Here is a 12,846-nt window from a genome sequence, read left to right as displayed (position 1 = left end):
GAATTATAAAAATACTATTAACGATTATAAACAAGCTGTCCTTTATTGGCAATTATTATAAAATATAGCGCGGCCGGGAATCGGCCGCACTTTTAGGCGTAAACTATTTTTGGGGAGTATTATCCACCTCAAAGGCCCAGGTGGCAATACCTCCTTCCATGAAGGTAACATTGTTAAAGCCAAGGCCTTCCAGAATGCGCTGTGCTTCCCAGCCCCGCATGCTTACCTTGCAAAAAACTATGATTGGCCGCTCCTTTGGTAGTTCTCCTGCCCTTTCCCTGAGCTTACCGAGGGGGATGAATGTTACATTATCATATGGCAGCCGAACTTCCTGGAATTCTTGGGGGGTACGCACATCAAGAAATACGAATTCTTCCCCGGCAGCCATCTTTTCACGTACTTCCAGCGGGTTCAAAGATTTGGCCAGCCCGTCCAGCTTGTTACGCAAGGAATTGGCTGCATGGGCAACCGCATCAAGGGCGGTGGCGTACGGAGGTGCATAGGCAAGGTCAAAGGTAGCTAATTGGTCCACTGTTACCTGGGTGCTCAAGGCCGCAACTATCACGTCCAAGCGCTTGTCAACAGCCCCGGGGCCCACAATTTGGGCGCCTAATAGCTTGCGGGTAGATTTATCTGCAACTAATTTTATCATTACCGGATTAGAGCCCGGATAAAAGTGAGCCCGGTCGGGAGCCGGACAGATGAACGATTCCACCCGGAATCCCAGCTTCTCTGCCTCTGTTACCGTAAGCCCGGTACGTCCCACATTAAACTGAAAAACCTTTACAATGGTAGTGCCCAGCACCCCCGGAAACTTATCATTACCCCCGCAGATATTGTCCCCGATAATTCTACCGTGCCTGTTGGCCACGGAGCCCATTGGGGTATAAACCGGTTTACCGGAAATAAGATGAATATTTTCCACACAGTCACCGCCCGCATAGATATCCGGGTCGGACGTTTGAAGAGTCTCATTAACTTTGATAGCACCGGTTTCACCAATCTCCAGCCCGGCTTCCCGGGCCAAATCCACATTAGGTTTAACACCGGTGGCCACCACTACCAGGTCGGCGGGCAGTTCTTCCTTGTCAGTTATAACCTTTTGTACGGAATCTTCACCTTCCAATTTTTCAACTTTGGTAGACGTCAAAAGATTTATCCCCTTTTGTCGCAAATGCTTGGCTACCAGGAGTGCCATGTCCCTGTCCAGAAGGGATGGTAAAACCTGGTCCAATAACTCTACCAAGGAAATGTTAATACCTTCCCTAATACCCAAAGTATCAGCCAGCTCCAGGCCTATAAGCCCGGCTCCGATAATTACAATGTTTTTTACATTTCCTTGCTCCACCAATTCCTTTATGGCAGCGGCTTCCCGGGGATTACTGAGGGTAAACACTCCTTTAAGGTTCATACCGGGAATCGGCGGCCGAACCGGCGTGCTTCCCGTGGCCAGAACCAGCTTGTCATAAGGAAGCTTATAAGTTTCACCGGTATCCAAATTAGTAACTAGAACTTGTTTTTTTTCCCGGTCGATTTTTTCCGCCCGGGTGCGGGTTAGTATGTCCACGTCCTTAACGGCCTTGAAAAAAGCAGGGCTTCTTACAACCCCCACCGGGGTAGCCATGAGCTCCTCTTCTTTTTCCACCATTCCACCCACATAAAAGGGCAGGCCGCATCCCGCATAAGAAAGATGTGTTCCCTGTTCAACAACAGTAACTTCAACCTCGGGGTCACATCTCTTAATCCGGGATGCAGCCTTGGGACCGGCTGCAACTCCACCTATAATTACTACCCGTTTAGCCATTTCAAAACCTCCTGTATATTGTTTTATACAAATGTTAATTATAAAATACATCGTAAGTTAACTGATACCTTCTTTTAGCTAAAAAATTTTCCATATGTTCCAAATTAAATATTTAGGGGGCATTTTAAGCAACCAGGTTATATCCCGGTCCTTTGCCCCCTTTTCATACTTTAAAATACTTATTTTATTATTAGCCAGTAATGCGAAAACCAGTAAATTTTTCTGCTTTCACCATATCTTCTACTTGCACGTTGTCTACCCTGGACATTGGCGATCCTTTCCAGCACCATTCCAGCATTTTTTGCACTTTATCAACTTCTCCTTGAAAAACTGCTTCCACCCTTCCGTCGGGCAGGTTGCGCACCCACCCGGAAACTCCCAATTTTAGAGCCTGCTCCCTCGTACTGTCGCGGAAATACACTCCTTGTACCTTGCCGGAAATGTATACATGCTTTGTTACCACTGGAAACACCTCCCCCAAAACCTGCACTACGGCCTTTTACCTAACCTTCTTTTATCAAATTCACAAATTTGAATTTTATGGTATCTACCAACCCCCGGTTAGTCAAGCGCAACTCTGGCAGTACCGGCAGGGAAAGAAGGGACATGGTCATAAAAGGCGACAGCAGATGGCAGCCCAATTCTTTCCATGCCTTGTGCAAAGCTTTTACCTTTTCGGCTACTTCCTCCACCGGTTGATCAGACATGAGCCCGGCTACGGGAAGGGGTAAAAGGGCCAATACCTTTCCGTCGCGCACCACAACCATACCGCCCCCGCACTCGGCCAGGGTATTGCCGGCCATAGCCATGTCGGCGTCACTCATACCCACAATAAGGAGATTGTGGCTGTCGTGGGCTACCGTTGACGCAACGGCGCCGCCGTTGAATCCGAAACCCCGAACAAAACCCAAGCCAATACTGCCACTGCCGCCATGACGTTCAATGACGGCTAACTTGGCCAGGTCCTCGGATGCTACTGCTTCCAGCTTGCCGTCTTTTACAGAAATTTCAGCTGTTTTATGCAAGGTAATAACACTGGCCTCAACGATTTCCATTACCCGAACTTGCACCTTACCTGTCTCTACCGGAGCTGCCAGCCGGAAACAATCAGCCGTCAGCGGCTTCTTAAGATGCACCGAATGGCGGACCTTTGAGGGGTAGGTGACGGCAGGGAAGTCTACCAGCAGGTTGCCGCCGGCGGCTATTATCCTTCCGTCTGCCATAACCTTTTCAATTTCCACCCCGGCAAGATCCCTTAAAAACAGAATGTCGGCAAAACGCCCGGGAGCGATGGCTCCCAGTTCCTGGGCCATGCCGAAACATTCGGCTGTATTGATAGTCACAGCCTGGATAGCGCGGACAGGATCAAGTCCCTCACTGATAGCCCGGCGTACCACGCGGTCTAAATGCCCGTCCGATAACAATGTATCAGGATGACAATCATCGCTGACCAGTACCGCACGGCGGGAATCCACCCTGGTTTCCGTTAAACTTTTTACGGTGGCTCTTACATCATGCCAGGCGGAACCCTCGCGCATCTTGGTGTAAAACCCCAGGCGCAAGCGATTTAGGGCATCTTCCATAAGAACGGACTCGTGGCAGGAAGAAATACCAGCAGCAGCATAAGCAGCCAGGCCCTGGAAATCACCGGGTACGGAATAATGCCCGGTTATGGGCTTACGCGCACTGAGAGTGGCCTTAAGTTCCCCGTGAACTTTTGCATCACCGGCCAGGACCGCCGGGAAGTTCATCATTTCTCCCAGGCCGCAAATTCCCGGCCATGTCATGGCACTGGCTACTTCCTCCGGGCCCAAGGTAGCGCCAGCATCCTCAAAGCCTGGAGCGGCAGGAACACAGGAAGGCATGGTGGCAAAAACTTTTAAAGGAAGGTTTTTGCCCTCCTCCACCATCAATTTTACGCCGTCCATTCCCAGTACATTGGCAATCTCGTGAGGATCCATGAATATTGTTGTGGTGCCGCAGGGAAGAACAGCCCGGCTAAATTGGGTAACCGTTACCATACTGCTTTCCACATGAACGTGGCCGTCCATAAAACCCGGGCAAAGGTAGTAACCGCTGGCATCTATAACTTCCGTATCGGGACCGATGGTATGATTGACATTGCCGACAGTGGCAATGCGCTCTCCCTTTATGGCGATATCCCAGGCCAGAATCTCACCTGTAAAAACGTTTACCACTTTGCCGCCGCGGATAACCGTATCAGCCGCTGTTTTACCTGTAGCTGCAGCCACCAGCTCCCGGGTTACTTCAGCCAGAGGGCGTCTAAATAAAACCACTGTTAACAACTCCTTGGAAAAATACTCATATTTACCAATTGCTATTGCCTATTATGTTTCAATAATTTGTTTCAATAATTTAACCAGAATTTGAATACTTTGTAGGATTTCGGCAGGTTTTTGTTGAATCCTTCCAGGGGTGGTGCATAACCAATATCAGTACCAGGGTTAACCGGCGGATGTTCAGCATCTCTCCATAAACAAATTATTAAAGCAAGTATTGTTACAATGGGTTCAAGTAGAGGCGGTTTTTACCTTGTCTCTTTGCCTCATAACAGGCCCGATCCGCCCTTGCAAGCAGCGAGTCAACAGAATCGTTTCCTTTAGCTGAAGTTACACCCAGGCTTGCCGTAACCTGGCGGTGCGGGAAGGGGTAAGTCTCTATAGATTTCCGTATTCTTTCTGCCACTCTTGCAGCACCTTCCCCTTTTGTTCCTGGAAGAATGATCATAAACTCCTCACCCCCGTACCGGCACGCAGTATCCAAAATCCTAATGGAGTTTTTTATTATTTCTGCTGTTTTCTGCAACACCACATCGCCGGCCAGGTGGCCAAAGGTGTCATTGTAAGCCTTGAAATCATCTATGTCAAGGAAAATAACCGATAGGGGGGAACCGTACCTCATCGTCCTCTCAAGTTCGGTAGCCAGTACCCTTCGCAGGGCACGCTTATTAAGGAGATCGGTCAAGAAGTCGGTTTCAGCTTCTCGTTCCAGACGGCGTATAAGAGTTGCATTAGCCAGAGCTACCGCGGCGAAGTTTGCATATATCTGCAGGTTTTTGCTACCGTTATCATCCAGGGAAATAGGAGCCACTATACCTAACAACCCAACGGTACCCAAAGCATTCCGGAGGGGATAAACCATGATTTTACTGCCGGGAGTAACTTCCACACCGGTAAACCCAGGTAGAGTCCTTAACTCCTCAAGACTCAGAGACGACGGCTCAACTTTTGAAAAAACCTGCTCAATCACCGGATGTAACAACGGCCATTCCTCCCCGATCAATAAGCGGCCGTGTTCACCTTTACCCTCTGCTACTCTAATTTTGCCACCTTCTCTAAGGCCAACAAAGCATAGGTCGACCTGGTAAATTATGATCAAGGAGTTCGTTATAAGATCCAGAACCTTGTCCAGTTCGACGATCGAAGTCATCAGGCAGCTGATCTCATAGATGCTGTTCAGTTCAAGCCTCCGTAATCCTATCAGGTTTTTTTCCAGGATAGCGTTAAGAACTTCATTGATCGTTCGGTAAATGTTGTGTGCTTTTGTAGCAAAGATGATTTCTTCCTCACGTCCCACCCGGTTTGTAAGCCTGGGATGAGTGACGACAAGGAATCCTATCTTTTGGGTGTAGGTACCCAGACGGTACGCACATAGTTTAAGCCCGTAAGGACAGGTAAGTGTGGCTTTGTCTTCTAACGAATTGAGGGCAGATTTATAAAAACCGATACACTTTTCGTTGCGGAGTATTCTCCCTTTATTTACCTTCTGGCATAATTCAACGGGCAGACTGAATTGGGAAAAAGAACCACCGTTTATATCAAATATGTAAATGTTTGTATCCATTATCTTTGCCAGCGTATCCTGAAAATCCTGCCAGTACTTTACTGAGACACTGAGGAAAAGGTTTGTTGGCACTTAGTATCACCTCATCTTAGCATATCCGCTCTGTCTAACTTGCCCAGGATATTTATTCCGTTTGGGGTAATCTCATACTCCCTCAGGGCTTTGTCGTGGTGGCTTCCGCGGGCTTTCAGAATCCCAAGAACTTTTTTAATGCTGGAATCATCCTCCACATACCGCAGTACGATTATATTATCGGTAATTAAGGATATTTGATTTTTGGATACTGTCATTGGTGAAAAGGGATCCTCGTTAAGCGCCGTAAATATAGCACTAATATGCCGTCTCTTGAGTTGCTGTACGATTGCCCAGAGATAATCCTTGTACTTTTGCATATTAGAAACGCTGTTTTCAAAGGAGGATATGCTATCAATAACAAGCCTCTTTACCTTTTTTTCCCTGAGCATGTCCAGCATCTCAAAAGCATGTTTATCTACATCCAGTTCTACGGGTGAAATGAACTTAAAGTCCAGTCGACCCCGTGCCAGATATTTGTCTATCTCCCATCCCAGATGACGGGCAGTATTCTGAAGTTGAGCTGCAGGCTCCTCAAAAGAAAGGAATATTCCTTTTTCGCCCTTTTCAGCCCCTTCCAGCAAGAACTTAAGGGCGAGTACCGTCTTACCCGTGCCTGTACCACCGGAGATGAGTGTGATAGTCCCTTCTGGTAACCCGCCACACAACATTTCATCTAAGCCCGGGATCCCGAATCCCTTTCGCCCAGGCTTGGCCTCGTACTGGAGTTCATTACCCTCCGGCTTCATCCTGGGGTACACTTCTATTCCCGCCGAGGTAATTTGAAAGAGGTGTTCACCCTGTTCAAAACTGGTCCCTCTCATTTTCAGAATACGTATGAACCTTTTTTGAAATCGTTTTTCTTCCTGCCCGTAAAGATGAAAAATCCCATCGGCAATGGCAAATTCGCTTAAAATCGTCAGCTCCTTTTCTTCGTACTCGCCGACGAGAAATGCAGTGACCTCCCATATCGATAGAGCGGCAGCCAGGTCAAAAACAAAGGCCCTAAAAGTTTTTTCATCCGGAAAGAGGTCTCTTATGACCTTGACACTATCAATTACAACTATGTTCGGCAGGTGTTTTTTGATCATTTGAGTCAGGTATTTCAGCCCCTTGTCCGTGCCCTGTTTGCGCAGAACAGAGCCCAAATCCCCGTAAATAACTTTGTCCCCCAGCAAATCATCCGAGAAAAACTCAAATCCTTGCAGGTGTCTTACCATCTTGAACTGTGATTCCGATATGGTGGTCAGGTATAGACTTTTGAGACCGTTCCTGGCGCTGTTAAATATGATATTTTGGACAAATATTGTCTTTCCACTGCCCGGAGAGCCAGAAACGATGTTTAATGAATACGCAGGTATGCCGCCACCAAGAATATCGTCAAGATTTTTTATACCTGTTATCAATTTATCCATCTCTCATTCCTCCCTGGATGTTAAAGGAATTTTAGCGAATTCTTCTTTCAGCCTTTTTCTTATTTCTTCCGCTCTTTCATGACCAAGAAGTTTGGCCAGTATTACTACATACCTGGTGATAAATTTCATGAACATATCTTCGGCCGGCAGGTCTGGGTTTTTCTCCAAAGTGGCTGCTATCCTTGCGCACGATATCCCATTCTGGTCGTACTGCAGAAGTTCTATTTCTTGATACTCCAGTGAAACCTCCCACACCACCCTTTCCATCAGAAGGTTTGCAGAATGTATTCCAAGGTACTTCGCAGAAGCAACCCACATCTCCCTCAGCAAAGTTTCATAGCGTTTGATCTGCTTCTTTACGATTTCACTCATTACAGTCCCTCCTTTATCAAATCAAAACCCACCAGGAAGCCGGGCCCCGGTTTTTCCATTGTCAAACTCCGGATGCAACGGCCCCCATATTGCTACCTGTATTCGTTTAAATCTCGAACCTTAATTCAACATCTTCCCGACAATCCCCTCCTGAAATCTACTTTTCGCACGCCGGCGCCAGTTTTGCATCCCGGGTTAATCAGATTGGAAAGGCGAAATTGGAATCCCGGCTGCTTTTAAACTTTAAAATGGATTCCCAAAACCTGGCTACCTACAGTGCTTTCCCCCGGCATTCTTGGCATCGGTATTTTCCCTTTGGGAAAAATGCCGGTTTCGGCTTCCATTCACCTTTTCACCCCCAATTTACCACATTTCGAGACAAATAAAAGAGCCCTACATGTCCAAAAAAGGCATAGTAGGGCTCTTTCGTCCATCAAAATATTTCTCGACCAAAACAGACCCTGTCTTGCTCGATATACGAGCCGTTACTCCCGGAAAAGGACTTCCGTCCTTCTCTATACGTGATCCTGTTTGGTGAGGTCCACAAGCATAGTGGTCGGTAACCTTTCCTTTAGCCCCTGGAAACACGGGTGCGAAGCTCCACCTCAAAGGCGGATGCCCGGTCTTTTATGGTTCAATTTTTGTTCCCAATACTTGCAGAAACTTCGCCAACCATTCAGGATGAGCCGGCCAGGCTGGCGCAGTAACTAAATTCTCTTCAACATGCGCCCTATCTACTGCTATATCTACCCAGTTGCCGCCAGCGCACCTTACATCCGGTCCTACAGCAGGATAAGCCGTACAACTCTTTCCCCTTAGTATGCCGGCAGCAGCCAACACTTGCACACCGTGACAAATCGCAGCTATGGGCTTGTTGGTTTCGTTAAAGTGACGCACCATCTCCAGCACTTTCTCATTTAAGCGAATATACTCCGGCGCCCGTCCGCCAGGGATGACCAGTGCATCATAATCTTCCACTTTAACCTCATCAAAGGTGGCATTTAGCGTAAAGTTATGTCCCGGCTTTTCGCTGTAAGTTTGATCCCCTTCAAAATCATGAACTGCCGTCCGTACTGTATCATTGGCTTTCTTACCCGGGCAAACAGCATGGACGGTATGCCCAACCATTTGCAATGCCTGAAAGGGTACCATAACTTCGTAATCTTCCACATAATCACCAACGAGCATTAAAATCTTCTTCGCAGCCACGATAAATCCCCTCCTTGTAAAAAACCTGCAGTAAAAAACTAAGATTTCCCTAATTGCGCAGCCTTACTCTTAATATTATTTCTGGTTGGTACCCCTTTTTCCTTTGGCAGAAAATGAAAATTCTTTATTGCAAGTTGTTAGGGACTGAGATGAGACAGGATGTTTTGATAATGAAAAGAACCTTTCTCCCGAAGGGTAATTTATTCCGAAAACAAGTCTATATTAATTTAACCAATTTCGGTTCAAACTGGCTACCGGCACACCTATTGAGTTCTTTCAAAGTTCTTGCTGGCTAATTGCTCTCTTTTATATATCCGGTATATCCGGCCATGAGTCAGCTTTGAAACATTTTCAGCCATCCCCTTCACCGGTGATGAAGGCCAGGCGGCGGACTTGGAATAGCCGGGTTGACTTTTCAATTATTTCGGACATTAAGTCCTCTTCCCGCCCCGGAAACGAAAAAGAGGCAATATCGTATAAAATAAACAACTCGAATATATTTAAAAAATTTAGGAACATCTATTACCACCCCACAGCTACAATGATGGTCTTGTTATGAAAGAACGGGATACCGGAAAAAGTACCTACTTCTCCAAATGTGAGCATGCCTATCACAGGTACGTCTGGCCCTATAACTTCCATGACCGCTTTCAATTCACGTTTAAACTCTTTTCTCATTAATAAATAACGGGAAACGCAGTTAAATAAAAATACTATCTTTGGAAATTTTACGGCTTTTACAGCTGTTTTAGCTATTTCTCCGGTAGCGGTGATTAGGTTATCGAGGGTACCTTCCATAAGAGTTACCACGGTGCCTTGCGGAACCTCCGTAATAAAGATTATGCTGTCATCTTCTTCAATTTTAAGGGGGTCCCGGATAAGGAAATTACCACCCACACAGGGTATGGCAAAGGGATGCTTCATACCATAACAGGGAAAATCTACCTTATCAAAACCTCCCAGGCATTCCGAGTACACCTCGAATGCTGGACGTCCATCAATTTCGTAAACTTTTTTGCCCTCTGCCTTAGTAATTACCATAGGCTGTCCCGCAGGCTGCCAGCCGTGGCCTATCCCAATTTGAAAATTAATTCCCTTAACAAGAGCAATTGCAAGGGCATTACTTTTAATTCCCTGGTCAGTAAATTGGTAGGTTTGAAAAGACTTAAGATTATGCCCCGTTCCCCCACCGATATAAATGAAGTCCGGTCCCAGAACATTATATATTCCTCTCAGGAGCTCGGAGAGGTTAGCAGCAAATCCATCCGGAAATACAAAGACCGTCCCGGAGTCAACACCACTAATACGCAATTTTTTACCTGCCTCTTCTCCGCTTTTCCAGGGAGATAAAGCAATATTTTCTTGCAAACACGTGACAGCTTGAATTTCAGAACCGCTAATCGTACAAATTCCTACTCCTTTCTCCAATACCCCAGTAGTGGTAATAATACCTGAAGTACATGCCCCTATTAATTTGGATTTACCTATAACCTTCTTAACAGCTTGAAATACCAATTTTTGATTATAATTTTCAGTACAAAAGAGAAAGGTGATGGCAGGTTCTCCACTTTGCTTGACGGCTTGTTCTGCTGCTAATCTTCCCGCTAGGGTTGAATCATTTTCCTGGTTATAACCTATGCCCACCTGCATATTATTTCCCCCCGGCAAACCACTTGATGTAAACAAAGAAGTTGATGTGCTGTTACTCACCCCGACTTTTTCCCGACCCTATGTCACGTATCCTTTGGTTCAAACGGCATAAATCTCCTATTGTTTATTAACTAACCCAAAGAATCCATTATTCGTAATTACCATGTTTTCCATTTATCTCACCACGAAAGGATATATCATCCAGTTCGCCCTGCAAAACTTTTCCAAGAACCCACCACCTGCACTGCTGACTGGATATCCTTTTCCCCACAAGGTATACGCGTGGCTCAAAAGGGTGTTTTTGTCAATAATTATGAAAGGCAACTGTAACCCCAGCACATTAAAATAACTGTAAAAACTAGTATCAATAACGAAATACCCAAAGTGGAATTGATAACACTGACAATTGTTTCAGGTACCAAATTGGATGCTTTACCTTGAGCAAGGAATATTCCACCTCTCGCTCCATAAAGGCTAAAAACAAAAACAGACAGTGCCACACCTAAAATAGTACCGATGTTACGCATAACAGAAATAAGAGCATTGGTAATGCTTAATCTGTTAGCAGGTACGTTTCCCATAATCAAAGAATTATTGGGAGCCTGGAAAACGCCCATACCCGTACCAATCAGGGTCAAACTAACACATACTAGTAAAAGACTGGATGCCATATTCAAGCGAACCAGTAAAACCAGGCCAACAATTAGTACCAATGGTCCTATTACGGTGAGCAATTTGGGTGAAAAGTAATCGGATAGGCGGCCGCTCACAGGCGAAAAAATAGCCATAGCGATAGGGAAAAACATCATAACCAGCCCTACTTGTTGGGGTGGTAAACCCTTCACAAGTTGAAGATAAAAAGGCATTAAAAACATCACCGGACATACAGCAAGAAAAACTAACAGCCGTGCTATGTTGCCTACAGCAAAACTACAATTTCTAACTAATTCCATATCAACCAGGGGAAACTTAACTTTTTTCTCCCACAAACAAAATATCGCATAGGATAATGGCGCCACCAGTAAAAGTGTTAAAGTTTTAGCATTCCAGCCTTCCTGAGGTAAATAAATCGAAAGGAAAAGGAGACTGTTGATTCCTATTGCAAAAGTAAGGGCTCCAACCCAATCCAACTTCTCCTGCTTTCCTGAATTTCCAGATGGTAATATGCTAAAAGCTAAAAGACTTCCTGCCAATCCTATAGGAACATTTATCCAGAAAATAGAGCGCCAACCTAATGTTCCTACCAGTAATCCTCCCACGGCAGGTCCGGTCATGGAACCAAGAGAAACAATCATAGCGCTAATACCCAAGGCTCTTCCTCGCTTTTCTCCAGGAAACACCTGGGTGATGAGAGCGAGTGCATTGGACATTAGCATAGCAGCTCCAAGCCCTTGCATCACTCGAAATGATACTAATTGCCAAATATTTTGTGCCATGCCGCAAAGAGCAGAGCTTACAGTAAAAATGACAAGACCAGTAGAGTAGACCTTCTTCCTCCCCACAATATCTGACAACCTGCCGAATACGAGCAATAAGCTGGCAATTGTCACTAAATAAGCGGTAACTATCCACTGCAAGTGAGTTACACTTGTACGAAATTCCCTACCTATAGTAGGGAGAGCCACGTTAACCACGCTACCATCCAAAGTAGATATAAAAGTACCAATTGAAACATTTACCAGTACCCAGTGCTTGGCAAAAGAGTTATCGATGTTTTTTAAAGTTGCTATACTTTTCTTCATGTTTGATTTATTACACCTCTATTTATTTCCTCTTAATTATGAAATCCCTATATGTTTGCACATTTCATAGATAATGCGATAAAATTTTCTCTTCACTGAAGAGGAACAGGAACTGTAATTCTTAGCTGGTATTATAACTACTTCTTGTTTATTGTCTGTAAAGGGTTTGCTTTAACACGGCCTCAACAAAAATCTCCGGATCGGCAGGAGAAAGGAGATAAAAATCTCCTTTTATAGTTGCTATTCGTACCATGCGGTCCCAGCGAGTTGCGAAAACTTTTGTAACACTTCCGTCTTTAAGGGCAAAGTCTCCGACATAACCGAAAAGCCCTCCCATCCACGTTAATCCTGTCCCGGGCTTTAAATTGTCAACAATTCCAATTGACTTAATATTATCTATGGAAATAATTTCGCTTGAAATTAGAGCGCGAATTACAATTCCTTGTTGTGACACTAAGTATCTGCGGGGCGAAAACAGAAAAGGTAAAAGATAGATAAATCCTAAAGTAATTATCCCTATACCTATAACAAAAAGATAAGTTGTCAATTTACCTGTTTTATCCAAAGGAGCAAGCTTGAATTGTTTAACTACTTGTAGTCCTCCCCTTTCTCTTGGAAATATAAAAGTTGAAAACTACTATCAGGGTTATTATATTACTATCCCTTCCTTCTTGAGATGAAAGTTTTGTCGCATTATGTATGAAACACGCAAGAAATC

Annotated in this window: 11 protein-coding genes; all 11 read right to left on the bottom strand. The window is 45.2% G+C overall.

From position 1 onward, the window contains the following. Positions 1-103: 103 nt before the first annotated feature. Positions 104-1,804: an FAD-dependent oxidoreductase gene (locus tag ACX4JR_RS07555; RefSeq protein WP_476060395.1), complete on the bottom strand. Its 1,701-nt coding sequence runs from the start codon at positions 1,802-1,804 to the stop codon at positions 104-106. A gap of 190 nt (positions 1,805-1,994) precedes the next feature. After that, positions 1,995-2,267 carry an acylphosphatase gene (locus ACX4JR_RS07550; protein WP_476060394.1) on the bottom strand — a complete coding sequence of 91 codons (273 nt, stop codon included), beginning with the start codon at positions 2,265-2,267 and terminating at the stop codon, positions 1,995-1,997. A gap of 40 nt (positions 2,268-2,307) precedes the next feature. After that, complete coding sequence (gene ade / locus ACX4JR_RS07545) at positions 2,308-4,101, bottom strand: adenine deaminase (protein WP_476060393.1); 1,794 nt, start codon at positions 4,099-4,101, stop codon at positions 2,308-2,310. 223 nt (positions 4,102-4,324) lie between these two features. Continuing rightward, positions 4,325-5,740 carry a sensor domain-containing diguanylate cyclase gene (locus ACX4JR_RS07540; RefSeq protein WP_476060392.1) on the bottom strand — a complete coding sequence of 472 codons (1,416 nt, stop codon included), beginning with the start codon at positions 5,738-5,740 and terminating at the stop codon, positions 4,325-4,327. A gap of 11 nt (positions 5,741-5,751) precedes the next feature. Next, a complete protein-coding gene (locus ACX4JR_RS07535) occupies positions 5,752-7,155 on the bottom strand; it encodes an ATPase domain-containing protein (protein WP_476060391.1) in 1,404 nt (467 codons plus the stop codon). Positions 7,156-7,158: 3 nt separating this feature from the next. Continuing rightward, complete coding sequence (locus ACX4JR_RS07530) at positions 7,159-7,527, bottom strand: hypothetical protein (RefSeq protein WP_476060390.1); 369 nt, start codon at positions 7,525-7,527, stop codon at positions 7,159-7,161. Positions 7,528-8,154: 627 nt separating this feature from the next. Continuing rightward, positions 8,155-8,736: a DJ-1/PfpI family protein gene (locus ACX4JR_RS07525; RefSeq protein ID WP_476060389.1), complete on the bottom strand. Its 582-nt coding sequence runs from the start codon at positions 8,734-8,736 to the stop codon at positions 8,155-8,157. A 351-nt stretch (positions 8,737-9,087) separates the two neighbouring features. After that, positions 9,088-9,255, bottom strand: coding sequence for a hypothetical protein (locus tag ACX4JR_RS07520; protein WP_476060388.1), 168 nt, complete (start codon positions 9,253-9,255; stop codon positions 9,088-9,090). Positions 9,256-9,258: 3 nt separating this feature from the next. Further along, positions 9,259-10,386, bottom strand: a complete 1,128-nt coding sequence (locus ACX4JR_RS07515; protein WP_476060387.1) for an FIST signal transduction protein — start codon at positions 10,384-10,386, stop codon at positions 9,259-9,261. A gap of 311 nt (positions 10,387-10,697) precedes the next feature. Then, complete coding sequence (locus ACX4JR_RS07510; RefSeq protein WP_476060386.1) at positions 10,698-12,128, bottom strand: MFS transporter; 1,431 nt, start codon at positions 12,126-12,128, stop codon at positions 10,698-10,700. Positions 12,129-12,276: 148 nt separating this feature from the next. After that, a complete protein-coding gene (locus tag ACX4JR_RS07505) occupies positions 12,277-12,693 on the bottom strand; it encodes a PH domain-containing protein (protein ID WP_476060385.1) in 417 nt (138 codons plus the stop codon). Positions 12,694-12,846 lie beyond the last annotated feature (153 nt).

It is taken from the genome of Desulfofundulus sp. JL263-se (assembly GCF_056316025.1).
Note: the sequence above shows the minus strand (reverse complement) of the source record. Positions and strands in the feature narration are given on the sequence as shown.